Origin of the sequence: Streptomyces sp. NRRL F-5650 (assembly GCF_000721365.1) — a bacterium.
GTDB lineage: Bacteria > Actinomycetota > Actinomycetes > Streptomycetales > Streptomycetaceae > Streptomyces > Streptomyces ardesiacus.
Map to the genome: position 1 here is coordinate 111,961 of NZ_JOGV01000031.1, position 23,570 is coordinate 135,530.

Genomic DNA, 23,570 nt, shown 5'->3' on the forward strand with positions numbered 1-23,570 from the left:
CCGCTGGTTATTCGCTTGCCGCACGGGGGCGCTCCCTGCAGACAATGTGTATCGCACGCGCAGCCGTGAACGCCGGTCGGCCGTCCCTTTGGCCGACGTCGGCGCCGGTTCTGCGCTTTGAGACTTCTGTGTGTTTTCCGGGGGAATGAGGACGATATGTCGTACGTGGAGATACCGGGCGCCAAGGTGCCGATCCGGATGTGGACCGACCCGGCGACGGTCGAGGAGGGCGCGCTCCAGCAGTTGCGCAACGTCGCGACCCTGCCGTGGATCAAGGGCCTCGCGGTCATGCCGGACGTCCACTACGGCAAGGGCGCCACGGTCGGTTCCGTGATCGCGATGCGGGGTGCGGTGTGCCCGGCGGCGGTGGGCGTCGACATCGGCTGCGGCATGTCGGCGGTGAAGACGTCCCTGACGGCGAACGACCTACCGGGCGACCTGTCCCGGCTGCGCTCGAAGATCGAGCAGGCGATTCCGGTGGGGCGGGGGATGCACGACAGCCCGGTCGACCCGGGCCGCTTCCACGGGCTGGCGACGGCCGGGTGGGACGACTTCTGGGGGCGGTTCGACGGGGTGGCGGAGGCGGTCAAGTTCCGTCACGAACGGGCCGGAAAGCAGATGGGAACGCTCGGGTCCGGCAACCATTTTGTCGAAGTGTGTACGGATACGACCGGTTCGGTATGGCTGATGCTCCACTCCGGATCCCGCAACATCGGCAAGGAACTGGCCGAGCACCACATCGGCGTCGCCCAGAAGCTCCCGCACAACCAGGGCCTGATCGACCGCGACCTCGCGGTGTTCGTCGCCGACACCCCGCAGATGGCGGCGTACCGCAACGACCTGTTCTGGGCGCAGGAGTACGCCCGGTACAACCGCACCCTCATGATGGCGCTCCTGAAGGACGTGGTCCGCAAGGAGTTCAAGAAGGCCGGGCCGGTCTTCGAGGAGGAGATCAGCGCCCACCACAACTACGTGGCCGAGGAGCGGTACGAGGGGATGGACCTGCTCGTCACCCGCAAGGGCGCGATCCGGGCCGGCTCCGGCGAGTACGGCATCATCCCCGGCTCCATGGGCACGGGCTCGTACATCGTCAAGGGCCTCGGCAACGCGGCGTCCTTCAACTCCGCCTCCCACGGCGCGGGCCGGCGCATGAGCCGGAACGCCGCCAAGCGCCGCTTCTCCACCAAGGACCTGGAGGAGCAGACCCGGGGCGTGGAGTGCCGCAAGGACTCCGGTGTCGTGGACGAGATCCCGGGCGCCTACAAGCCGATCGAGCAGGTCATCGACCAGCAGCGGGACCTCGTGGAGGTCGTGGCGAAGCTGAAGCAGGTCGTCTGCGTGAAGGGCTGACGGGCCCGGCCCCCGCCCCGGGCCTACGACTCCCGGTGCACCTTGGTGTTCGATGCCTGGGCGCGGGGGCGGACGACCAGGAGGTCGATGTTGACGTGGGCGGGGCGGGTGACCGCCCAGGTGATGGTGTCGGCGACGTCGTCGGCGGTCAGCGGGGCGGCGACGCCCTGGTAGACCTTGGCCGCCTTGTCCCGGTCGCCGCCGAAGCGGGTCAGGGCGAACTCGTCGGTCTTGACCATGCCCGGCGCGATCTCGACGACGCGGACCGGGCGGCCGACGATCTCCAGGCGGAGGGTCTCGGCGAGGACGTGCTCGCCGTGCTTGGCGGCGACGTAGCCCGCGCCGCCCTCGTAGGTGGACAGGCCCGCGGTGGAGGAGACGACCACGACCGTGCCGTCGCCGCTCGCCTCCAGCTTGGGGAGCAGGGCCTGGGTGAGGTTGAGGGTGCCGATGACGTTCGTCTCGTACATGCGGCGCCAGTCGTCCGGGTCGCCGGTGGCCACCGGGTCGGCGCCGAGCGCGCCGCCCGCGTTGTTGACCAGGACGCCGACGGTCTTGAACGCGGTCGCGAACTCGTCGACCGCCTCGCGGTCCGTGACGTCCAGGGGGTACGCCGTCGCCTGGTGGCCGGCCGCTCGGATCTCCTCCGCCAGCGCCTCGATGCGGTCCTTGCGGCGCGCGGTGAGGACGACGCGGTAGCCGGCCGCGGCGAGCTGCCGGGCCGTGGCGGCGCCGATGCCGCTGCTCGCGCCGGTGACGACGGCGATGCGGGAGGCGGCGGACGGGGCGGCGGCTGCGGGGGCCATGGGGCTGCTCCTCGGTCGGTGGTGCGGGTCGCAGCCCAGGGTAGTCAGCGCGGTGGCCGGTACCCGGGTCAGCCGCCGTTGCGCGGGGCCCACATGATCACGGCCATCCCGGCGAGGCAGACCAGGGCCCCGGCGACGTCCCACCGGTCGGGGCGGTAGCCGTCGGCGGCCATGCCCCACAGGATCGAGCCGGCCACGAAGATCCCCCCGTACGCGGCGAGGATGCGGCCGAAGTGGGCGTCGGGCTGGAAGGTGGCGACGAAGCCGTAGGCGCCGAGGGCGAGGACCCCGCCCGCCGCCCACAGCCAGCCGCGCTGCTCGCGCACCCCCTGCCACACCAGCCAGGCGCCGCCGATCTCGAACAGGGCGGCGACGACGAAGAGGGCGGCGGAGCGGAGGACGAGCATGCGGGCAGCTTCCCACGCGCCGCGTGCCCGTCCGACGGCGGACCTGCGGAATAACGGCCGGAGGCGCTCCGTTCCAGGGTATAGTTGAACAGTAAACAACCTGGAGGTTGAGCGATCATGCAGTTCGGCATCTTCACCGTCGGCGACGTCACGCCCGACCCGACCACGGGCCGTACGCCGACCGAGCGTGAGCGCATCAAGGCCATGGTCGCCATCGCGCTCAAGGCCGAAGAGGTCGGGCTCGACGTCTTCGCCACCGGCGAGCACCACAACCCGCCCTTCGTGCCCTCGTCGCCGACGACCATGCTCGGCTACATCGCGGCCCGCACCGAGCGGCTGCTGCTCTCCACCTCCACCACCCTGATCACCACGAACGACCCGGTGAAGATCGCCGAGGACTTCGCGATGCTCCAGCACCTGGCCGACGGCCGGACGGACCTGATGATGGGCCGCGGCAACACCGGGCCGGTCTACCCCTGGTTCGGCAAGGACATCCGCGAGGGCATCAACCTGGCCATCGAGAACTACGCCCTGCTGCACCGCCTGTGGCGCGAGGACGTTGTGAACTGGGAGGGGAAGTTCCGCACGCCGCTGCAGGGCTTCACGTCCACCCCGCGCCCGCTGGACGGCGTGGCGCCGTTCGTCTGGCACGGCTCCATCCGCTCCCCGGAGATCGCCGAGCAGGCCGCGTACTACGGCGACGGCTTCTTCCACAACAACATCTTCTGGCCCGCCGACCACACCAAGCGCATGGTCGAGCTGTACCGGGCCCGGTACGCCCACTACGGCCACGGCACGCCCGAGCAGGCGATCGTCGGCCTCGGCGGCCAGGTGTTCATGCGGAAGAACAGCCAGGACGCGGTGCGCGAGTTCCGCCCGTACTTCGACGTCGCCCCGGTCTACGGGCACGGGCCGTCGCTGGAGGACTTCACCGCGCAGACGCCGCTCACCGTCGGCTCGCCGCAGCAGGTGATCGAGAAGACGCTCGCCTTCCGCGACTACGCCGGTGACTACCAGCGCCAGTTGTTCCTGATGGACCACGCCGGGCTGCCCCTGAAGACGGTGCTGGAGCAGCTCGACCTGCTCGGCGAGGAGGTCGTGCCGGTGCTGCGCGAGGAGTTCGCCAAGGGCCGTCCGGCGAACGTGCCGGACGCGCCGACCCACGCGTCGCTGCTGGCCGCGAAGAACGCCGGCCGCGGGGACCAGGAGAAGGAAGGAGCGCGCGCATGAAGCTCGTCGTCGTCTCCGCGGGACTGAGCGTCCCGTCGTCCACCCGGCTGCTCGGCGACCGGCTGGCCGCGGTCGCCGCCCCGGCCGCCACCGCGCCCGAGCCCGCCCCGGCCGACGTCCGGGTGATCGAGCTGCGCGACCTCGCCGTGGAGATCGCGCACACCTTCACCAACGGCTTCCCGGGGCCCGCCCTCGCGGACGCGTTCGCCGAGGTCGCGGCGGCCGACGGGCTGATCGTGGTCACGCCGGTGTTCTCGGCCTCCTACAGCGGGCTGTTCAAGTCGTTCTTCGACGCGCTGAGCGTCACCGACGAGGACGCCCTCGCCGGGAAGCCGGTGCTGATCGCCGCGACCGGCGGCACCGCCCGGCACTCCCTGGTGCTGGACCACGCGCTGCGGCCGCTCTTCGCCTACCTGAAGGCCGTCGTCGTCCCCACCGGGGTGTACGCCGCCTCCGAGGACTGGGGCGCGGAGGGGCTCGACGCCCGGATCGGGCGGGCCGCGACCGAGCTGGCCGCGCTGATGGCGGGGACGGCGGGGACGGCGGGACGCCCGGCGGGCCGTCCGCTGCCCAAGCGGGACTCCTTCGAGGAGGTCACGCCCTTCGCGGAGCGGCTGGCCGCGCTGAGCGTTCCGGGCCCGAGCCCGGCGCCCTGAGGCGCCCTGAGGAGCCCTGAGCGCCGTACCGCCGCACGACGCGCGTACCGCACGACGCAGCGCGGCGCGCCGCGCTGCGACACACCGCCGTACCACCGCACAACGCACCGCCACAGCGCCACAGCGCCGCGGCACACCGTGAGCCGTCGGCCGGGTCGTCCGAACCCGGTCGGCGGCTCACCGGCATTCAAGCCCCGTTGAACACTTCCGGAAACCGGCAATGCGCACCGATGGCACGTGCACGCATCATGGGGACACGGGGAGCACAGCGGAAGGGGGCGGACGATGACGACGACGGTGACGAGGAACAGTCCCCCTGTCCGGCCGTTCCATCCGCTCCGGCCGTTCCATCTGCTCCGTCCGCTCCATCCGATCGACCGGCTCCGACCGGACGAACCCGGCCCCGCCCCGCGCGTCGCCGGTGCCGCGGCACAGGACCGCCGCGCCGTCTGACACCCGCTTTCCGCCCCTGCCGGGGCCCGGCGCGGGCGCGGCCAAGGACTGCCGCGCCCCCCGGAACCACGCCTGTCCCCACGGGCGTCACCACACCAACAGCCGCGGCGGCCGGCCGCGCTCGACCGGCCCCGTGACAGCCGTCTCATTGCCGTAAGGACGTGTCCCATGGAAGTCATCGGTGTCCTCGCCGTCGTATGCGTGGTCCTGGTCGTCGTCGTGCTGTTCGGCGTCTCGCGGCTCTTCCGCAAGGTCGAGCAGGGCAAGGCGCTGATCGTCTCCAAGATGCGCAAGGTGGACGTGACCTTCACCGGTCAGGTGGTCCTGCCGGTGCTGCACAAGGCCGAGGTCATGGACATCTCGGTGAAGACGATCGAGATCACGCGGGCCGGGAAGGAGGGGCTGATCTGCCGCGACAACATCCGCGCGGACATCCGCATCTCGTTCTTCGTCAAGGTCAACAAGACCGTCGAGGACGTCGTCAAGGTCGCCCAGTCGGTCGGCACGGCCCGCGCCAGCGACCGGGACACGCTGCAGGAGCTGTTCCACGCGAAGTTCTCCGAGGCGCTGAAGACCGTCGGCAAGCAGATGGACTTCACCGACCTCTACACCAAGCGCGAGGAGCTGCGGTACCGGATCATCGAGGTCATCGGCGTCGACCTCAGCGGGTACCACCTCGAGGACGCGGCCATCGACTACCTGGAGCAGACGCCGCTGACGCAGCTCGACCCGGCCAACGTCCTCGACGCCCAGGGCATCCGGAAGATCACCGAGCTGACGGCCGTGGAGCACGTGCGCACCAACGAGGCGCGGCGCACGGAGGAGAAGGAGATCACCCGGCAGAACGTCGACGCGCGCGAGGCCGTACTGGAGCTGGAGCGCCGGCAGGCGGACGCCGAGATCAAGCAGAAGCGCGAGATCGACACCACCCGGGCCCGCGAGGAGGCCGAGACGGCGCGGGTGGTGGAGGAGGAGCGGCTGCGGGCGCAGACGGCGTTCCTGCGCACCGAGGAGCAGCTCGGCGTGCAGCGCGAGAACCAGGCCCGTGAGGTCGCGGTCGCCGCGAAGAACCGCGAGCGGGTCATCGCCGTCGAGAACGAGCGCATCGAGAAGGACCGCATGCTGGAGGCCATCGGCCGCGAGCGGGAGACCCAGTTGACGCGGATCGCCGCCGAGAAGGAGGTCGAGGCGGAGAAGCGGAACATCGCCGAGGTCGTCCGCGAGCGGGTCGCCGTGGACCGTACGGTCGCCGAGCAGGAGGAGTCGATCAAGAAGCTGCGCGCGGTGGAGGAGGCCGAGCGGGAGCGGCAGGCGGTCATCATCGCCGCCGAGGCACAGGCGCAGGAGCAGTTGGTCAAGGACATCAAGGCCGCCGAGGCCGCGGAGGCGGCGGCCACCCACCGTGCCGCCGAGGAACTCACCATGGCCGAGGCCCGGTTGAAGAGCGCCGACCTGGAGGCGCAGGCCAAGCTGCGGATGGCCGAGGGCATCCAGGCCGAGGCGGCCGCGGCGGGGCTGGCGGCGGTCCAGGTCCGCGACAAGGAGGCCGACGTCATCGAGAAGGCCGGCCGTGCCGAGGCGGAGGCCACGGAGGCCCGGATGCGTGCCGAGGCCGAGGGCGCGCGGGCCAAGGCGCTCACCGAGGCCGAGGCGATCGGCAGCAAGCTGAAGGCGGAGGCCGCGGGACTCACCGAGAAGGCCGCGGCGATGGCCGCCCTGGACGACGCCTCGCGCGGTCACGAGGAGTACCGGCTGCGCCTGGAGGCGGAGAAGGACATCCGGCTGGCCGGGCTCGACGTGCAGCGCCAGGTCGCCGAGGCCCAGGCCACGGTGCTCGCGACCGGTCTGGAGAACGCGGACATCGACATCGTCGGCGGCGACTCGGTCTTCTTCGACCGCCTGGTGTCCTCGGTCTCGCTCGGCAAGGGCGTCGACGGGTTCGTCAAGCACTCGGAGACGGCACAGGCCCTCGCCGCACCCTGGCTGGACGGCTCGTCGAGCTTCACCGACGACCTGACCCGGGTGCTGGGCTCGGTCTCCACCGGCGACGTGCAGAACCTGACGGTCTCGGCGCTGCTGATGAAGCTGATGAAGTCGGGCGGCCCGGACGCCGGGCAGGTGCAGCGGCTGCTGGACCGCGCCGGTGAACTGGGGCTCGCCGACACGCCGCTGACCGCGCTGAACGGCAAGACCAGGGTCTGACCGGCCACCACCACCGGCCATCACAGACCGGGTGCCGGGGCCGCCGCACGGGGGTCGGCGGCTTCGGCACCCCTCGCATCCTGGAAGGGACCAACCGCTCATGGCCACCGCTGCGGAGACGGCTACGACCAGCACGACGGGCACGCCGGGCACGCCGGGCACGCCGGACACGGCGACCACGGCGGGGGGCGCGCACGACACCGCCGACGCCGGCGCGTACGAGGTGCTGCGCGACCGCCTCGCCGCGCAGTCCGCCGACCTCGCCCACCGGGCCGAACTCCTCAACGCCCGCCGCATCGAGGAGTTCGGGTCGGCCCGGCTCGAACTGGCCTCCACCGAGCGGCTGCGCACCGAGCACCCGGTCGTGCCCTGCGACATCGCCGCCGTCGGCGACGCCCTGCTGCTCGGCTCCACCGGCCGCCCGGGCCGGCGCGACCGGGTCTCCGTGGCCGACGTCTTCACCCTGTACGACCGCGACCTGAACCCGCTGCCCGAGCCGGCCGTGCCCGGTCTGCTCGACGACCCGGCCTTCGTGCGGGAGTTCACCGACCTGCACCGCTACTACCGGCAGGCCCGGCTGCTGCGGCTGCGCCCCGTGGACGGACGGCTGCTGGCCGTCTTCCGCACCGGCGAGAAGGCCGACGACATCCGCGTCCTGCGCTGGGAACTCACCGAGGACGGGCGGACCGCCTTCCTGGACGCGCGGGGCGAACGCGACGACGTGTTCCCCCCGGCCCACGACTTCGAGTGGACCGCGGCCACCCGCGAGGACCACGTCCTCGGCCGGCACCCGCACGTGTCCGTGCGCGGCGAGTTCTACGTCAGCGCGGTGGGCGGCTCCCTCACCGTCAAGCTGGAGGACGACACCGAGACGGCCGACGGCATCCACTCCGAGCCCGTCGACGAACCCCTCCAGTCCCTGGCCGACGCGGACATCGCCCACGCCCGGGTCGGCGCCCTGATCCTGCTGCGCGTGCGCCCCTACAAGGAGGACACCGACCGCCACCTGGTCTTCAACACCCTCACCAAGTCGGTGGTCCGCCTGGACGGCATCGGCGCGGCCTGCCGCCGTCTGCCCGACGACCAGGGCATCGTCTTCCCCGGCGGCTACTGCCTGGCCACGGGCGCCCACAAGACGTACGAACTCGACGCGGACGGCCTGGAGTTCGAGCGGGAGGTGCGCTCGCCCAACGGCGAGGACGTGCTGTACGCCTTCCACGCGCGCGGCGAGAGCCGACGGCTGCTGCTGTCGTACAACACCATCCGCAAGGAGGTCGCCAACCCGCTGCCCTGCCGGGGCTGGGCCCTGTCCGGGGACGGCACCTTCGCGGTGCTGCGCGCGGACGGCGACGAACCGGCCCAGGTGCACCCGGTGCAGCTGTGGCACTCGCCGTACCTCTCCGACACCGTCGCCGCGGCCACGCCCACGGGCAGCGGCCCGCTGGCCCGCGTCGGCAACGCCGACCTCGTGCGCGGCATCTCCGCCTGCCTGTCGGTCGCCTCCGCGGTCGGCGAGGGCATCACCACCGCCGAGGGCTACCAGGCGCTCGCCGCGTCCTGCGTGCGCGCCGCCGACGCCCACCACTGGCTGGACGAGGCGGACCTGGGCGACCTGGCCGGGGCGCTGGCCGCCGTACGGGAGACGGCCGAGCAGGTGCTGGCCGAGTTCGAGACGGTGCGGGACCTGACCCGGCGGGCGGCCGAGGCCCGCGACGAGGCCGCCGAGCGGATCGCCGCGGTGGTGCGGCGGCTGCGCGGCGAGGCGCCCAAGGAGGCCGCCGCCTGGGTGCGGGGCCTGACCGAGCTGCGGCACGCCCACGGGCACCTGCTGAACGTCAAGGAGATGCGCTACGCCGACGTCCCCGGCATCGACGCCCTCGCCGAGGAGGCCGAGGAGTCCCTCGCCGGCCTCGGGCGGCGGGCCGTCGCCTTCCTCGCCCGCGAGGACGCCTTCGACGCCCAGCGCGAGGACGTCGAACGGCTCGTCGCCGACGCGGAGGCCATCGCCACCGTCGCCGAGGCCGAGCCCGTCGCCGCCCGGCTGGACGAACTCGCCGACGGGCTGCGCACGGTCACCGACGTCGTCGCCGAACTCGACATGGGCGACGCCACCGTCCGCACCGCCCTGCTGGAGCGCGTCGCCGGTGTCCTGGGCGGCGTCAACCGCGCCCGCGCCACCCTCGAAGCCCGCCGCCGTGCCCTCCTCGACCACGAGGGCCGCGCCGAGTTCACCGCCGAGACGGCCCTGCTCGGCCAGGCGGTCACCGCCGCGCTCGCCGCCGCCGACACCCCCGAGCGCTGCGACGACCAACTGGCGCGGCTGCTGGCCCGCCTGGAGGACCTGGAGTCCCGCTTCGCGGAGTTCGACGGCTTCCTGACCGAACTCGCCGACAAGCGCACCGAGATCTACGACGCGCTCGCCGCCCGCAAGCAGGCCCTCTCCGACACCCGCGCCCGCCGTGCCGAGCAGCTCGCCGCCTCCGCCGCCCGCATCCTGGAGACGATCACCCGAAGGTGCGCCACGCTCGCCGACGCCGACGCGGTCAGCACCTACTTCGCCTCCGACCCGATGCCGGCCAAGGTCCGCCGCACCGCCGACGAACTGCGCGCCCTCGGCGACACCGTCCGCGCGGAGGAACTGGACGGGCGCCTCAAGTCGGCCCGCCAGGAGGCCGCCCGCGCCCTGCGCGACCGCACCGACCTGTACGCCGACGACGGCCGCACCCTGCGCCTGGGCGCCCACCGCTTCGCCGTCAACACCCAGCCGCTGGACCTCACCCTCGTCCCCGACGGCGACGGACTCGCCTTCGCCCTCACCGGCACCGACTACCGCTCGCCGGTCACCGACCCGGCCTTCGCGGCCACGCGCCCCTACTGGGACCGCACCCTGCCCTCGGAGTCCCCCGGCGTCTACCGCGCCGAGCACCTCGCCGCCCGCCTGCTCCGCGAGCACGGCGCGAGCGCCCTCGCCGCCGCCGACGACCTGCCCGCCCTCGTCCGCGAGGCCGCGCAGGAGGCGTACGACGAGGGCTACGAGCGGGGCGTGCACGACCACGACGCCACGGTCGTCCTGAGCGCGCTGCTGCCCCTGTACGAGAGCGCCGGGACGCTCGTCCACGAGCCCGCCGCCCGGGCCGCCGCCCAGCTCTTCTGGGCCCACGGCACCACCCCGGAGGCCCGCGAGGCGTGGACCCGGCGCGCCCGCTCCCTGGCCCGTGCCCGGGACACCTTCGGCCTCTCCGGTGCGATCGCGGACCTGGAGGCGGAACTCGCGGCGGCCATGGGCGCGTGGACGCGCACGGGCCGGGGGCCGGGGGCGACCGCGCCCGGCCGTGCGGCCACCGCGACCGGCCTCGCGCGCACGGCGGCGGCCACCTCGACGGGCGGCGGCCCGGCGGCAGCGACGCCGGGACCGGCGGGCGGGGGCGGCGGTCCGGCGACGGGCACGGCCGTCACGACGGCGGGCGTGGCCGGCACGGCCGCGGGGGCGGGCGGCTTCGCCGCCGGGGGAGCCGCCGGGGCCGTCGGGGGAGCCGTCGGTCGGGCGGCGGGCCCGGCCCGTTCCGCCGCTGGAGGCCCGGCCCGCTCGACGGGAGGCTTCACCGAGGCCGCCGAGGCCGCCGGGAACGCTCGCGCGGCCGCCGCCTACCTCTTCCACGAACTGACCAGCGCCCCCGACGGCTTCGTCCTCGGCGCGGCCACCCGCACGCTCCTGGACAAGTTCCGCCGCACCGTCGGCACCCCGGCCTACGACGAGGACCTGGCCGCGCTCGACGACCTGGCCGCCCGCGGGCAGCTCGCCGAGGCGTGGATCTCGTCGTACGCCGCCGCCTCCGGCACCGACCTCACCCCCGGCGACCTGGCCGAGGCGGTCGCCGCCGAGCTCTGCCCGGACCTGTCCCGCTACGACGGGGACAACCCGCCCACGGCCACCGCGGAGGGTCTGCTCGGCACCCACCCGCGCATCACGGGCGGACGGCTGCCGCTGCGCCTGGACGAGTTCCTCGCCCGCACCGCCCGCTTCGCCGCCGAGGACGTCCCCGCGTTCCGCGCCTACCAGCGGCACCGCACCCACCTGGTGGACGCCGAACGCGAGCGCCTGCGCCTGGACGACCACCGCCCGCGCGTGATGTCGGCCTTCGTCCGCAACCGGCTCGTGGACGAGGTCTACCTCCCGCTCGTCGGCGACAGCCTGGCCAAGCAGCTCGGCACCACCGGCGACGGCAAGCGCACCGACACCGGCGGCCTCCTGCTGCTCCTCTCCCCGCCCGGCTACGGCAAGACGACGCTGGTCGAGTACGTCGCCGAGCGCCTCGGCCTGATGCTGGTGAAGGTCAGCGGCCCCGCGCTCGGCCACACCGTCACCTCGCTCGACCCGGCCGACGCCCCCAACGCCACCGCCCGCCAGGAGATCGAGAAGGTCAACTTCGCGCTGGCGTCCGCGAACAACACCCTGCTCTACCTGGACGACATCCAGCACACGTCGCCCGAGCTCCTGCAGAAGTTCATCCCGCTGTGCGACGCCACCCGCCGCGTGGACGGCGTGTGGGACGGCCGCCCCCGCACCTACGACCTGCGCGGCAAGCGCTTCGCCGTCTGCATGGCCGGCAACCCCTACACCGAGTCCGGTGCCCGTTTCCAGGTCCCGGACATGCTCGCCAACCGGGCCGACGTGTGGAACCTGGGCGACGTCCTGACCGGCAAGGAGGAGGCCTTCGCGCTGAGCTTCCTGGAGAACGCGCTCACCGCGAACCCGGTCCTGGCCCCGCTCGCCGGCCGCGACCGCGCCGACCTGGAGCTGCTCGTCCGCCTCGCCGCCGGCGACCCCACCGCCCGCGCCGACCGCCTCGGCCACGCCTACCCGCCGGCCGAGCTGGAGCGGATCCAGTCCGTCCTGCGCCACCTCGTGGCCGTCCGCGAGACCGTGCTCGCCGTCAACGCCGCCTACATCGCCTCCGCGGCCCAGTCGGACGACACCCGCACGGAACCTGCCTTCCGGCTCCAGGGCTCCTACCGCAACATGAACAAGATCGCCCAGCGCATCCGCCCCGTCATGAACGACGCCGAACGCGCCGCCGTCCTCGACGACCACTACACCGCCGAGGCGCAGACCCTCACCCACGGGGCCGAGGCCAACCTCCTCAAGCTCGCCGAGCTGCGCGGCACGCTCACCGCGGAGCAGGCCGACCGCTGGGCCGAGGTGCGCGCCGCGCACGTCCGCGCCCGCACCCTCGGCGGCGCCGACGACGATCCGGTGGTCCGTGCCGTCGCCGCCCTGGGGCTGCTCGCGGACCGCATTGCCGCCGTGGAGTCCGCCATCACCCGCGCCGCAGACCCCCGCCACCTGCTGGCCAACCCCCACGCCCGGCACTTGGCGGACGGAACGGGGCGGTGACGCCGTCCACCGGGCGTGGCGGGGCCCGGCCCGAGAACGACCGGGGGCAGGCGGCCCGCGCCGTCCTCCTGCCCGACAGGGCACCGGCGGCGGTTTGCCCTGCGCCGCGCGGTGAAACCCGGCAGACACCGACGCAGACACCGACGCAAGGCGCACAGCGGAACCAGCGGAAGACCAGCGGAGAACAGCCGAAGAGGAGCGGCCACCATGACGACCACCGTGAACGACCTACTCCGTACCTACCCCGCCGACCTGGGCGGTGTGGACCGGGACGCCATGGCCACCTGCATCGAGGAGTGCCTCAGGTGCGCCCAGGCGTGCACCGCGTGTGCCGACGCCTGCCTGTCGGAGGAGACGGTCGCCGATCTGACCAAGTGCATCCGCACCGACATGGACTGCGCCGACGTCTGCCACGCCACGGCCTCGGTCCTGTCCCGGCACACGGGTTACGACGCCAACGTCACACGCGCCGTGCTGCAGGCCTGCGCGACCGTGTGCCGCGCCTGTGCCGACGAGTGCGGCCGCCACGCCGGCATGCACGAGCACTGCCGGGTCTGCGCCGAGGCGTGCCGAAGCTGCGTGCGGGCGTGCGACGAACTGCTCGCGGGCCTGGGCTGAGGCCGGCGGGCAAGTCCGTGCCGCGGGCGGTCAGTGGTAGGCGTGCACGACGGCGTGGCCCTTGCCGCGGCCGATCATCCACTTGTTGACCGGCGTCGTGATCACGAACGCCAGGGCGAGGCCGCCCAGGAGGGCGTACCAGAACAGCCCGTCCGACAGGTGCGCGTCCAGCGCGCCCGGTACGAGGGCGACGATGCCGTTGTCGATCAGCTCCATCACGGCGATGGAGACGGTGTCGGCGGCCAGCGCCACCTTCAGGGCGGCCTTCATGGACACCCCGGCACGCACCACCGCGAACAGCGTGAAGGAGTAGCCGAAGACGAAGGCCAGGGCGATGGCCAGCACCATGGTCGGCACGTTGCCCCACATCAGCGCGGTACCGACGACCATGCCGAGGATCTCGCCGACGGCACACCCGGTGAGGCAGTGCAGCGTCGCCCGCATCGCGGTCGCCCAGGTGGCGCCGTGGGCGTGGTGGCCGTGTCCGTCGCCCGCGGGGTCGGTGGGGTGGTGCCCGGTGCCCGAGTGGTGCGTGCTGTGGTCCATGACCCTCACTGTATACCCCCCAGGGGTATAGCGCCCAGGGTTTCCATGGACGGGGTTTCCGTGGACGGGGTGGACGCGCGGCGGGACGGAACGGCCGGCGGGCGCGGGTTTTCACCGGGGCCTTCCTGGGATACCTGAGGCGCAACGTGACGCACGTCCGCAGGGAGGCTCACCGACATGCACGACCACGGCAGGACGGAAGGCGTCGGCCCGCAGATCGACGCCGAGCCGAAACCGCCCTATCCCAAGCAGCGGCAGCAGGCCCCGGGGCTGGAGCGCGACATGCGCCCACGGCCGCGCTACGAGGCGAAGCACTACCGTGCGGCGGACAAGCTCCGCGGCAAGGTCGCGCTCATCACCGGGGGCGACTCGGGCATCGGCCGCGCCGTCGCGCTTCTTTATGCACGCGAGGGTGCGGACGTGGCCATCGTGTACCTGCCCGAGGAGCAGCCGGACGCCGAGGAGACCCGGGACGCGGTACGGGCGGCGGGAGGCAAGTGCCTGCTCCTGCCCGGCGACCTGAGCGACGGCGCCTTCTGCCGGGAGGCCGTCGAGCGGACCGTGCGTGAGCTGGGCGGCCTGAACATCCTGGTGAACAACGCGGCCCACCTGAACAGCCAGACCGACCTCTCGCAGCTCAGCTTCGAGGACTGGGACCGGTCCTTCAAGGTCAACGTGTACGCCTACTACCACCTGGTGCAGGCCGCGCGCCCGCACCTCGGGGAGGGTGACGCGATCATCGCCACCGCCTCGGAGGAAGCGCTCAGGGGCAGCGACACCATGATCGACTACGCGGCGTCCAAGGCGGCGCTGGTCAACTTCACCCAGTCGATCGCCGTGCACCTCGCCAAGGACGGCATCCGCGCGAACGTGGTCGCGCCCGGCCCCACCTGGACGGTGTTGAACGTCGCCGACCCCGACATGCCGCAGGAAGGTCTCGCCCACCTGGGCACCGAGGGCCCGCTCGGGCGCGTCGCCCAGCCCGAGGAGATCGCGCCGGTGTATGTGTACCTGGCCTCCGACGCCGACTCCAGTCACCGTCGGCGAGATCGTCGCCGTCACGGGCGGCATCACCACCACGCACTGACCGGCCCGGCCGACCGCCGACCGCCGACCGCCGGCCGCCGACCAGCCGACCGCCGACTCGCCGTCCCCGCACCCGCCGTCCCCGGACCCGCCGTCCCCGGGCCCGGCGTCCCGAGACCCGAAGGCGAAAGACCATGGCATGGATCGTTCTGATCGTTTCCGGGGCCATGGAGGCCGTGTGGGCCACGGCGCTCGGCAAGTCCGAGAACTTCTCCCGGCTCGCGCCGACGCTGGTCTTCCTCGCCGGCCTGGCCGCCAGCATGCTCGGCCTGTCCTACGCCCTGCGGACCCTGCCGGTGGGCACCGGCTACGCCGTGTGGGTCGGCATCGGGGCCGTGCTGACGGTCACGTACGCCATGCTCACCGGCGCCGAGTCGGCGACCGCGCTCAAGCTGCTCATGCTGGCGGGCATCGTGGGCTGCGTCATCGGCCTGAAGCTCCTGGACTGACCAGGGCGGCCGGGTCCGGCACACGCTGACCCGCCACGCACCCCCGGCCCGGGGCGGCGTCACCGGATGCAGGCCGGACCGCTCACCTCCGGTACACCTGCGCCACTGCCGTGAAGGCGGCCTTGGGTTCCCACTCCATGTCCGGGTAGGTCCGGCCCCGTTTGCCTTCGAGGAGTGCGACGATGCCCAGCCCGGCCCGGTCCAGGTCGTGCCGCGGGTCGCCGTCCGGACGGTGCGGATAACCGGGCAGCGCGAACAGGAACACGAACGCGCTGTCCACGCCCTCGGTCTCGAAGATCTCCAGCAGTTCGCTCAGGTACGCGGCCTGTCCCGCCTCATCGCGCTCGTACACGCCGTCGAGTCGGACCGGGACCCTGGTCTCCGGGTCGTGCTCGACCACGTCCAGCACCCGCCCGCCGCGGTCCCCCGCGCCGCGGTAGGCGGCGGTGCCGAACCCGGTGACGGCGAGCGGTTTCGGGCCCCCGGCCAGGGTGCGCACCGCGTCCCGGAACCGGTCGGCGACCTCGGCGGAGCGGAGCAGCTCGAACGTCACGATGTCGAAGGGGGCCCAGTCGACCTGCTCGAACTGGATGGACGCGTAGGTGAGCCGGCCCTGGAAATGCCGGCGGACCGTGGCCACGGCGTCGCGGAGGAACGCGTTGACGCGCACGCCGAGTTCGCGCATCGCCTCGGCCCGCCGCTCGGGCCGGCCCATCAACCGCCCGACGCGCTCCTCGGGGCTCGCTCCGGGCAGGAACCCGCGGTTCATCACGCTCAGTTCGACGCCCGCGACGAACACGACCTCGGCCCCCTGCCGCCGGAGCCGCTCAGCCCGCGCGGCGCAGTCGCCGAGAAGGGCGAGGATCTCCTCCGGATCCAGCTCCAGCGGATACGGCGAGAACCAGACCTCCAGGCCGAGTTCGGCGGCGGCGACGGCGGCCGACTCCAGCCGGTCCGGATCCCCGCCGATGATCTGGACCGCGTTGCAGTGCAGGTCGTCGCGGATGATGCCCAGCTCGCGCCGGACCACCGCGGGGTCGAAGTGCTCGCGGGACGTCCGGCCGTGCACGACGAACCCGGTGTCGTAGGTCATTCCTCTTGCTCGCACGGCGACGTCTCCTCTGCCGGTCTCGGTCGGGCCGAGGCTGCCACCAAAAATGCGTGCACGCAACTTTTCGTTCGCGCAACTTTTCTTCCACGCAATTTTGCGGACGCGCACTGCTGTGTGGAACGCTGGCCCCGTGACGGCGACACCACCACCACCGGGTCTGCGGGAGCGGAAGAAGCAGGCGACGCGCGAGGCGCTGCGCGCGGCGGCCCTCCGCCTGGCCGTGGAACACGGGCCGGACCGGGTGCGGGTCGAGGACATCGCCGAAGCGGCAGGGGTGTCGCCGCGCACCTACAACAACTACTTCGCCAGCCGCGAGCAGGCGATCGTCTCCGCCGTCACCGCGGACCGGGAGGCGCGCGTCGCCGCGGCGGTCGCGGCCCGGACCGCGGACGTGCGCCTGGCCGACGCCGTGACCGAGGCCGTGGTCGAGCAGTACACGAACACCGGCGAGCGCGAACACGGGGCGCTGCTGCTGATCACCGCCCGGCCCGCTCTGCGCGACGCCTTCCTCGACGCCACCGCCGGCATCGAGCCCCCTCTCGCGGCGGTGATCGCCGAACGCCTGGACGATCCCGGAGCGCACACGGCCCGTGTCCTCGCGGCAAGCGTCGCCGCGGCGGTCCGCATCGCCCTGGAAACCTGGCTCCGGCCGGCCGGGAACGCGGACGCCGCCGGGCCCCTGGTCGTACCCTCCGGCCCCCTGTCCGGCCACCTCCGCACGGCACTGGCCCCGCTGGCCCCCGCATTCGACGCCGCGGAGCAACGGCCCCGGGCGTGAACACGACCCCGGGCGTGAGTCGCGGGCGTGAGTTGCCGACAGCGCCCGGTAGCTGCTCCTGTTCCTGTCCTGTTCCCGTTCCTTCTCGCCGCCCGCGCCGTTCTGGCTGGATCTTGCTGGTCATTAAGATGTAGCCATGGCGCAGAAGACGCACGTGGTGGCCGTACTGGCGTTCGACGGGATGGCCCCCTTCGAGCTGGGCGTGGTGGTGGAGGTCTTCGGCCTGTCCCGGCCCGAGCTGGGAGACCTGCCCTGGTACGAGCTGCGGGTGTGCGCCGAGGAACCCGGCCGTGACCTGCGGGCGGTCGGCGGGTTCACGGTGCGCGTCGAGCACGGGCTCGATGCGCTGGCCGCGGCGGACACGGTGATCGTGCCGGGGGTGGCCGAGGCCGGGTCGGAGGTCTCGCCCGCCTTGGTGGACGCGCTGCTGCGGGCCCACGCGCGGGGGGCTCGCCTGGTGTCGATCTGCTCGGGCGCCTTTGCGCTGGCCGCGACCGGCCTGCTGGAGGGCCGGCGCGCCACCACCCACTGGCGCTATGCCCGCACGCTCGCCGAACGCCATCCCGGGATCGAGGTCGACCCCGACGTGCTGTACGTCGACAACGGCGACGTCCTCACCAGCGCGGGCAGCGCGGCCGGCATCGACCTGTGCCTCTACCTCGTCCGCGCCGACCACGGTGCCGCCGTCGCCAACGCGGTGGCGCGCCGCTTCGTCGTACCACCGCACCGCGAGGGCGGACAGGCCCAGTTCATCGAGGCGGCGGTGGGAGACGTCGCCCCCGAGGACGACGGCGTCACGCAGAGCATGAACTGGGCGCGGCGTCACCTGCACACACCGCTGTCCGTGTCCGCCCTGGCCCGGGCTGCGCGCATGTCGGAACGCTCGTACTTGAGACACTTCACCCGCCGCAACGGCGTGAGCCCCATGCGCTGGGTCATCGCCCAGCGGGTGGCGGCCAGCCTGCCGCTGCTCGAGTCCGGCGAGGGCACCGTGGACGAGGTCTCCGCCGCGGTCGGCTTCGACAGCGCCGCGACGTACCGGCACCACTTCACCCGCCAGATGCGTACGACCCCGACGGCCTACCGCAAGACGTTCACCAGTGTCCCCGCGCACCCATGAGGACCGGCCCGTACGTCTGCCGGAACGACTGGCGGAATCTTGAAGACTCCAGGCGTTTACGCCACTCGTCGGGCGGGCCCGGGGACCAGAGGATGGAGTCGTCGCCGGCCGGGGAAACCAGCGAGGCTCACCGGAGCCGCCCCGGCCGGCAAGATCGAGAGGTACTCGTCCCATGCCCGCCACCGCTTCCGCCGAGACCACCAGCGCCGTCCTGAGCGTGCCCGCCGCCGCCCCGGCCGAGGCCGCCGCCCACTACGCCGCCCGTCTCGCCTTCGAGGCGGATGTCTCCGACGTCCACGCCGACCTGGAATCCGGCGCACCCGGCATCGTGGTGGTCGACACCCGCAGCACCGTCGGCTGGGACCAGGGCCACATCCCCGGCGCCGTCCACATCCCCACCGCACGGATTGCCGACCTGGCACCAGAGTTGATCGGCCCGGACCAGACCGTGGTCACCTACTGCTGGGGCCCCGGCTGCAACGGCGCGACCCGCGCCGCGCTGGCCTTCGCCCGCCTCGGCTACCAGGTCAAGGAAATGCTCGGCGGCTTCGAGTACTGGGTACGCGAGGGCTTCGCCTACGACTCCGCCACGGGCGTCGGGCAGCGCCCCGTCGACGACCTGACCGCCCCGCGCTCGGGCATCTCCTGCGCGTGCTGAAGAACACCGCACGGCCGGACGGCGCCATCCGCCCGGCCACCGCGGCAGCCCCGCCGGGGAACTGCGGGCACGCCCTGACGTCCCTGCCGCCGGGATGCCGGACCCCCTGGACGGTCGGACGGTCACGTCGCCTCGTGTGAAGCCCGGCGGCGAGCCAAGCGCTTCCGGCTCCTGTGCGCCGACGAGATGGGCCGGGCGTACCACCGCGGCCTCTTCCACGTCGACGCCTGGAAGCGAGCCCCAGCGCCTGCCGGCCCCTCCCCGTCACCGAAAAGGGCGAGGCCCGAAGACCCCGCCCGACTCTCACGAAACCCGAGCTCAGGGCCACACAAGGCAGTACGGCTGATGCCCCGCCTCATGCAGCCGGTGGCTGAAGTCCTGCCACTCGTGCAGCGAATGGGAGGGGCGGGGTTGTGACCTGTGCATTCTCGGTGAAACGTGCGTTGACCTGCGGGAACTCGTCTCGGTAGTTCTCACGGGTCAACGCCGTTTCCCAGGCTCATGTGCCCTGGATGTGCCCTCCGGGGACGTGGCTGGGGAGGCGCGTTCAGGCCCAGCTTTCGCGCCTAGGGCGCCGTGATGAGGGCAGTGATGCGGAGAAGGATCCCAGTCGGGCAGTGTCCGCGAGGCGTCTTGAGCTGTTTGGCAGGTGTACCCGTACGCATACGGCTTGGATGAACGCGGGGCCGCTGCATGCGGCCGAATCCCAGTGAGGCAGGGTGGGGGCCATGGTGACCTTGGCGAGTTCCCTGACGGGCGGTTCTGTGCGGGAGGCTTCTCGCGCCTTGCTGGAGCCGGGCGGGCAGGCCCGAACTGTTTCTGTCTTCGGGACCGAGGCGCTGTGCTTCTACCGTCTGAACGAGGGTGAGCATGCGCGGCGCGAGGAGGTCTCCGCCGCCCGGGTGGATAAGCTGCCCGATCTTGAGTGCCTGCTGACACTCCCGGTGGACGTTCCTGTTCCGCTGCAATCGCTGGACTCGCCGGCGCGGCGGGCGGTGCGAGGGCTGCCGTCGGGAGCGGTGGAGCGAGACCGGAAGACGGTCACCCGACGTGCCGTGCGGCCCCTGCAGGTGGATTTTGCTGTGGTTCGCGCTTCCGGGTGGCGCCAGGGCCTTGAGCGAGCGGGCCGATTTGCTCCCTTCTGCCGCCGGGCTATGCTCTTGGACCGTCTTCCAGCCCGACTGGATGAGGTCCTCGTCGAGGCCGACTTCTACGGCATCGGCGTGTTCGTCACCTCTGGAGACGAGGTCGAGCTGGTACTGGAGCCGGAGGACTACAGGCCGCCCCGGCACACCGCTGCGGCCTGGTGGTTCGTCGAGGATGTGTATCAGCGCCTACGCTCGGCGGCGGCTGTCTGAGCCGGTGTCTTGGCGGTTTCGGGAGCGGTCGACGCCCATCGATCGAGCTGCGCCGGAGACTTGAACGCCTTCGGCTGTCTGATGGACGTGTTGATCAGCTCGTACTGATCGAGAGCTTTACGGCAGCGGTCGAACCACCACTGCTGGCGTGCTGTGCCGGGCTTGACCGAAGTCAGGGCACGCAGCCACTCCATGAGGACCGCGACGTTGTGGGCCGCCGCTGCGGCAGGAAGCTCGCCGCGGTTGCTTGTGAAGGCGTCCAGTGCGAGCTTGCCGGCACAGGCCGAGCAGAAGCAGACTGGAGCTTCGGCGCCACCGTAACGCTTGGCGATCGTCTCACCCAGGAAGAAGGCCATCAGGTCGGGGAAGAGAACGTGCGGTGACTGGACGGGGATGCTCTTGTTGGTCTGCGCCTTTTCGCCGGGGGCGACGACGTGGCGGTAGCGGCTGCTGGCGCCGAAGGCTGTGAAGGCGGCACCGAAGGCCAGCGCGCCGAATGCCGCGAGATCCGTGCGTAGCAGGGCAGCCCCGGGAACTTCCTCGATGACCTGCTTGAGATGGCTTACGGCCTTGGCGTAACGCGCCAGGGGGTCCATCTGTCCGCCCAGCATGATGGCCTTCGGCCCCTTGACCATCCGCAGGTAGGCGATGAGCTGGCGGGTCGATTCCTCGTCGCGCAGCCAGGAGACATCCACCGGAGCGGCGAAGATCACCTCTGGGTCGTCGAGTTCCAGGACACGGGTCACGGCGGCCCGGAGGGCATCGGAGTCCTCGGCCCTGATGTAGCCGGTGGGGGTCATGGGGAGCGTTGCTCCGGCGTCCCGCTGCTCGGCCAGAGACAGTTCCAGGGGATCGTCGAGGAAGAGCGTGGGCTCGACGTCGTAGGGGAAGGGGTTCTCCTCGGTCGCGGCGCTGACCTCGTACACCGCCGGGTCGATCAGGAGCGGAGCTGCGTAGCCCTCCCTGTATCGCAGGGCGCCGGCCTTCTTCACGGCGTCGGTGCCACACAGGATGAGCCCACTGCGTGCCGGGTCGACCTGCCCCTGGACGTAGCCGAGCCGGGCGGCGCTGACCTGGATCAGCATGCGGCCCTGTAGACCGTTCAGGCTGTCCGGCCGGCCTGGCGCACCCGCAGCGTCGGGAGGCTCGGTCAGATCGGAGCGCGGACGAGGCAGCGGGGCGGAACGGTCGGTCATGGTCACCTTCGGAAGGCCGGGAATGATGATGAACCGGCGCCCTCGACGTACAGGCGCTGGAAGTCTTCAGGAAGCAGGTGCGCGCAGGCAGCCGCATCCTCCAGAGTCATCTGGCGGTCGGTCAGCAAGGTGTTGACAAGGGCAACGAGGCACTGCGGCTGCTCAGGGAGGACATCAACAGGCTCTGCGGTCCGGTAGCCGAGCGCTGACATCTCGATCATCAGGGTGCGGTACTGCCACTCGCTGACGGCGTTGAGCGTTTGGGCGCGGCGCAGCAGCGCGCTCATGGAGACACCCCAAACCCGCTTCAGCTCCGTTAGCTTGGCCAGATCGACGCCGCCGGAGAACGCCTGCCGGATATCGGAGGCAGGCATCAAGAACTCGGCAGCGAAGGCGTCGGCCTGCTTCTCCTGCGTGGACCCTGTGCCCGGCTCGTCATGCATCACCAGGTGACCCAGCTCGTGCGCGATGCTGAAGCGACGTCGGTCGCCCGGTGCCCGGGTGTTGACCAGGAGCAGAGGATGCCCGCCCGCTTCCCACTGGCTTACGGCGTCCAACAGGTCGCTGTCCAGGTCGCGGGTGACCACCAGTGCGCCGGCATTCTCCAGCACCGCGACCATGTCGGGTACCGGACCGGGGGCCACGCTCCACTCCCTGCGGACTCGCCGAGCAGCGTCCTTCGGGGTGGTGAGGTCATCCAGGGGGACCCTGAAGAAGCGATGTGAGACTGGCGGCAATGCCGCTGCGGACGCCAGGCCGTTCAGCTGAATCCGTGAGAGCGCCACATGGGCGTGCACGCGTCGCAGAGCGGAGGCAGTCAGAGCTGCTTTCTTGCGGTGGTGGACCAGGCCCACCCCGATGCCGCTGACCTGCGGATCCCGGCACAGCAACTCAGGAGGGTAGCCAAGCGCGGCAGCGTACAGCTCAAGACGCTCATGTGTGACGACGAGACGACCAGCCTCGGCTCGGCTTACGTAACCCTGGGAAACCGGCGTGGCGCCGCCTGGCGACGCCTTGGTCATAGCCGCGGCGACCTCAGCCTGCGTCAGCCCGCGAGACTCGCGCGCCAGCACGAGCATCCCGGGCTGCGCCTGCAGCTCAGTGATCGCCATACACGACACCACCTCGTATCAGACCTCAAAACAGTAGCACAAAATATTCCGTGACTGATTCGGCGTCATATGATGAAAGCAGCGCTGCAAGTGAGGGCCACTCTCTGAACAGTTGATTGTGGGCGCAGCAGCGTTCAGGCAGTGGCAGGGCGCGGTTCGCCGTGGAAGACCTGTCGGGCGTGCCAGTCGCAGTGAACTGCGGCAACAGGGCGAGCACCCGGCTGGGGGCCGATGAGTGGGCGGCCCGCGAGGGCTATGACGTGGTCGCGGGCGGCGGGGCTGTGGCCGACGAAGCGTTGTGAGACCAGGATGCGTTGGTCGTCTCCCAGGCCGAGGACGCCCTTGTCGAAGAGCACGTGGTGCAGCGAGCACAGGCACAGCCCGTTCTCGATGTCGTCGGGGCCGCCGAACGCCCACCAGCGGACGTGGGCGGCCTCCAGTCCGACGGGCATCGCGGCGATCCTGCCGTCGTATCCGCAGAAGGCGCACCGGTACTCGTAGGCGGTCAGCACCAGCTCCCGCATCCTCCGGTCCCGCTGCCTGCTTCTGGCCGAGAGCTGCTCGGCCTCCGCCAGCTCCAGGCTGACGGCTTCGCACAGTTCTCGGTGCAGGGAGGGTGGGAAGTGTAGGTCGAGCAGCAATCGCGCCATTCTGCCGAGCAGGTCCGGTTCGCGTCGCAGCGCCGCTCTCAAGTCCGGCGCGAGCTGCCCGGTGGCGCCCGTCTCCCGGAGGTCCCGTATTCCGCTTCCAGGGCTTGCCGAACCACGATCGGTGCGCACTTCCCACACCCCGTCGCTGACCAGGTGGTGGAAGGGATAGGCGGGGGTCGTCTTGTTGGGTGGGCCGTACTCGGTCAGCAGACGCTGCAAGTCCTGTTCCACCGCGGTGTATCGCAGGCTGCAGTCGGCATCGTCCTGGAACCGGCCGAGGGCGTACAGAAGCAGCAGCGGCTTGTGCGGAGCGCGGGCACCGCTCCTGGTCCACTGCCTCAGCTTCGCGATCCGCTCCAGCCAGTCCATGGCGGCTGATCGTAGACGGG

At 71.9% G+C, this 23,570-nt stretch carries 18 protein-coding genes and 1 pseudogene; 12 read left to right on the top strand and 7 right to left on the bottom strand.

What is annotated here, in order from left to right:
- The first annotated feature begins 156 nt into the window (after positions 1 to 156).
- The gene (locus IG88_RS0124780) at positions 157 to 1,350 is read left to right on the top strand and encodes an RtcB family protein (RefSeq protein ID WP_031045282.1); all 1,194 of its coding nucleotides are present in this window, start codon (positions 157 to 159) and stop codon (positions 1,348 to 1,350) included.
- Between the two features lie 23 nt (positions 1,351 to 1,373).
- Here IG88_RS0124780 and IG88_RS0124785 read toward each other — a convergent pair whose 3' ends face one another.
- Together IG88_RS0124785 and IG88_RS0124790 are read right to left on the bottom strand one after the other, a co-directional pair.
- Positions 1,374 to 2,156 carry an SDR family NAD(P)-dependent oxidoreductase gene (locus tag IG88_RS0124785; protein WP_031045285.1) on the bottom strand — a complete coding sequence of 261 codons (783 nt, stop codon included), beginning with the start codon at positions 2,154 to 2,156 and terminating at the stop codon, positions 1,374 to 1,376.
- A 68-nt stretch (positions 2,157 to 2,224) separates the two neighbouring features.
- Positions 2,225 to 2,563 carry a YnfA family protein gene (locus IG88_RS0124790; protein WP_031045287.1) on the bottom strand — a complete coding sequence of 113 codons (339 nt, stop codon included), beginning with the start codon at positions 2,561 to 2,563 and terminating at the stop codon, positions 2,225 to 2,227.
- 117 nt (positions 2,564 to 2,680) lie between these two features.
- On the opposite strand from IG88_RS0124790, the gene IG88_RS0124795 reads away from it, so the two are divergent.
- From IG88_RS0124795 to IG88_RS0124815, 5 genes are all read left to right on the top strand, one after another.
- Positions 2,681 to 3,793 (top strand): LLM class flavin-dependent oxidoreductase, encoded by a 1,113-nt coding sequence (locus tag IG88_RS0124795; RefSeq protein ID WP_031045289.1) that lies wholly within the window; start codon positions 2,681 to 2,683, stop codon positions 3,791 to 3,793.
- Positions 3,790 to 4,449 carry a CE1759 family FMN reductase gene (locus tag IG88_RS0124800; RefSeq protein WP_031045291.1) on the top strand — a complete coding sequence of 220 codons (660 nt, stop codon included), beginning with the start codon at positions 3,790 to 3,792 and terminating at the stop codon, positions 4,447 to 4,449. The genes IG88_RS0124795 and IG88_RS0124800 overlap by 4 nt, the downstream gene beginning before the upstream one ends.
- 621 nt (positions 4,450 to 5,070) lie before the next feature.
- Positions 5,071 to 7,104, top strand: a complete 2,034-nt coding sequence (locus tag IG88_RS0124805; RefSeq protein ID WP_031045293.1) for a flotillin family protein — start codon at positions 5,071 to 5,073, stop codon at positions 7,102 to 7,104.
- 100 nt (positions 7,105 to 7,204) lie between these two features.
- Positions 7,205 to 12,499: a DNA repair ATPase gene (locus IG88_RS0124810; RefSeq protein ID WP_031045296.1), complete on the top strand. Its 5,295-nt coding sequence runs from the start codon at positions 7,205 to 7,207 to the stop codon at positions 12,497 to 12,499.
- A 207-nt stretch (positions 12,500 to 12,706) separates the two neighbouring features.
- A complete protein-coding gene (locus IG88_RS0124815; protein WP_031045300.1) occupies positions 12,707 to 13,117 on the top strand; it encodes a four-helix bundle copper-binding protein in 411 nt (136 codons plus the stop codon).
- Positions 13,118 to 13,147: 30 nt separating this feature from the next.
- Here the strand turns inward: IG88_RS0124815 and IG88_RS0124820 are convergent, their stop codons facing one another.
- A complete protein-coding gene (locus tag IG88_RS0124820) occupies positions 13,148 to 13,663 on the bottom strand; it encodes a DUF4396 domain-containing protein (RefSeq protein WP_031045303.1) in 516 nt (171 codons plus the stop codon).
- Positions 13,664 to 13,840: 177 nt separating this feature from the next.
- Here IG88_RS0124820 and IG88_RS38980 point away from each other — a divergent pair.
- Positions 13,841 to 14,750 (top strand): annotated as a pseudogene (locus IG88_RS38980) (SDR family oxidoreductase).
- Between the two features lie 133 nt (positions 14,751 to 14,883).
- Positions 14,884 to 15,198 carry a DMT family transporter gene (locus IG88_RS0124830; RefSeq protein ID WP_031045308.1) on the top strand — a complete coding sequence of 105 codons (315 nt, stop codon included), beginning with the start codon at positions 14,884 to 14,886 and terminating at the stop codon, positions 15,196 to 15,198.
- 82 nt (positions 15,199 to 15,280) lie between these two features.
- On the opposite strand, the gene IG88_RS0124835 is transcribed toward IG88_RS0124830, so the two are convergent.
- Complete coding sequence (locus IG88_RS0124835) at positions 15,281 to 16,291, bottom strand: hypothetical protein (protein ID WP_031045312.1); 1,011 nt, start codon at positions 16,289 to 16,291, stop codon at positions 15,281 to 15,283.
- A gap of 148 nt (positions 16,292 to 16,439) precedes the next feature.
- Between IG88_RS0124835 and IG88_RS0124840 the strand changes: the two genes are divergently transcribed.
- The 4 genes from IG88_RS0124840 to IG88_RS0124855 all read left to right on the top strand — a co-directional run bounded on the left by IG88_RS0124840 (position 16,440) and on the right by IG88_RS0124855 (position 20,223).
- On the top strand, positions 16,440 to 17,087 hold the full coding sequence (locus IG88_RS0124840; protein WP_031045315.1) for a TetR/AcrR family transcriptional regulator: 648 nt from the start codon (positions 16,440 to 16,442) through the stop codon (positions 17,085 to 17,087).
- 136 nt (positions 17,088 to 17,223) lie between these two features.
- Entirely contained in the window at positions 17,224 to 18,207 is a 984-nt protein-coding gene (locus IG88_RS0124845) for a helix-turn-helix domain-containing protein (RefSeq protein WP_031045319.1), read from the top strand.
- Between the two features lie 172 nt (positions 18,208 to 18,379).
- Positions 18,380 to 18,865, top strand: coding sequence for a rhodanese-like domain-containing protein (locus IG88_RS0124850; RefSeq protein ID WP_031045322.1), 486 nt, complete (start codon positions 18,380 to 18,382; stop codon positions 18,863 to 18,865).
- Positions 18,866 to 19,593: 728 nt separating this feature from the next.
- Positions 19,594 to 20,223, top strand: a complete 630-nt coding sequence (locus tag IG88_RS0124855) for a hypothetical protein (RefSeq protein WP_158854016.1) — start codon at positions 19,594 to 19,596, stop codon at positions 20,221 to 20,223.
- On the opposite strand, the gene IG88_RS0124860 is transcribed toward IG88_RS0124855, so the two are convergent.
- The 3 genes from IG88_RS0124860 to IG88_RS0124870 all read right to left on the bottom strand — a co-directional run bounded on the left by IG88_RS0124860 (position 20,193) and on the right by IG88_RS0124870 (position 23,550).
- Positions 20,193 to 21,419 carry a hypothetical protein gene (locus IG88_RS0124860; protein ID WP_158854019.1) on the bottom strand — a complete coding sequence of 409 codons (1,227 nt, stop codon included), beginning with the start codon at positions 21,417 to 21,419 and terminating at the stop codon, positions 20,193 to 20,195. The genes IG88_RS0124855 and IG88_RS0124860 overlap by 31 nt on opposite strands.
- 2 nt (positions 21,420 to 21,421) lie before the next feature.
- On the bottom strand, positions 21,422 to 22,531 hold the full coding sequence (locus IG88_RS0124865; protein WP_031045329.1) for an ImmA/IrrE family metallo-endopeptidase: 1,110 nt from the start codon (positions 22,529 to 22,531) through the stop codon (positions 21,422 to 21,424).
- Between the two features lie 134 nt (positions 22,532 to 22,665).
- Positions 22,666 to 23,550 carry a phosphorothioated DNA-binding restriction endonuclease gene (locus tag IG88_RS0124870; RefSeq protein ID WP_031045330.1) on the bottom strand — a complete coding sequence of 295 codons (885 nt, stop codon included), beginning with the start codon at positions 23,548 to 23,550 and terminating at the stop codon, positions 22,666 to 22,668.
- Positions 23,551 to 23,570: the final 20 nt, after the last annotated feature.

Bases quoted from the DNA above. Each gene is read 5' to 3' on its own strand.
- IG88_RS0124870 (WP_031045330.1), bottom strand. From the start codon at position 23,550: ATGGACTGGCTGGAGCGGATCGCGAAGCTGAGGCAGTGGACCAGGAGC.
- IG88_RS0124830 (WP_031045308.1), top strand. From the start codon at position 14,884: ATGGCATGGATCGTTCTGATCGTTTCCGGGGCCATGGAGGCCGTGTGG.
- IG88_RS0124845 (WP_031045319.1), top strand. From the start codon at position 17,224: ATGGCGCAGAAGACGCACGTGGTGGCCGTACTGGCGTTCGACGGGATG.
- IG88_RS0124855 (WP_158854016.1), top strand. From the start codon at position 19,594: ATGGTGACCTTGGCGAGTTCCCTGACGGGCGGTTCTGTGCGGGAGGCT.
- IG88_RS0124820 (WP_031045303.1), bottom strand. From the start codon at position 13,663: ATGGACCACAGCACGCACCACTCGGGCACCGGGCACCACCCCACCGAC.
- IG88_RS0124810 (WP_031045296.1), top strand. From the start codon at position 7,205: ATGGCCACCGCTGCGGAGACGGCTACGACCAGCACGACGGGCACGCCG.
- IG88_RS0124795 (WP_031045289.1), top strand. From the start codon at position 2,681: ATGCAGTTCGGCATCTTCACCGTCGGCGACGTCACGCCCGACCCGACC.
- IG88_RS0124800 (WP_031045291.1), top strand. From the start codon at position 3,790: ATGAAGCTCGTCGTCGTCTCCGCGGGACTGAGCGTCCCGTCGTCCACC.
- IG88_RS0124850 (WP_031045322.1), top strand. From the start codon at position 18,380: ATGCCCGCCACCGCTTCCGCCGAGACCACCAGCGCCGTCCTGAGCGTG.
- IG88_RS0124835 (WP_031045312.1), bottom strand. From the start codon at position 16,291: ATGACCTACGACACCGGGTTCGTCGTGCACGGCCGGACGTCCCGCGAG.
- IG88_RS0124790 (WP_031045287.1), bottom strand. From the start codon at position 2,563: ATGCTCGTCCTCCGCTCCGCCGCCCTCTTCGTCGTCGCCGCCCTGTTC.
- IG88_RS0124785 (WP_031045285.1), bottom strand. From the start codon at position 2,156: ATGGCCCCCGCAGCCGCCGCCCCGTCCGCCGCCTCCCGCATCGCCGTC.
- IG88_RS0124865 (WP_031045329.1), bottom strand. From the start codon at position 22,531: ATGGCGATCACTGAGCTGCAGGCGCAGCCCGGGATGCTCGTGCTGGCG.
- IG88_RS0124815 (WP_031045300.1), top strand. From the start codon at position 12,707: ATGACGACCACCGTGAACGACCTACTCCGTACCTACCCCGCCGACCTG.
- IG88_RS0124860 (WP_158854019.1), bottom strand. From the start codon at position 21,419: ATGACCGACCGTTCCGCCCCGCTGCCTCGTCCGCGCTCCGATCTGACC.
- IG88_RS0124780 (WP_031045282.1), top strand. From the start codon at position 157: ATGTCGTACGTGGAGATACCGGGCGCCAAGGTGCCGATCCGGATGTGG.
- IG88_RS0124805 (WP_031045293.1), top strand. From the start codon at position 5,071: ATGGAAGTCATCGGTGTCCTCGCCGTCGTATGCGTGGTCCTGGTCGTC.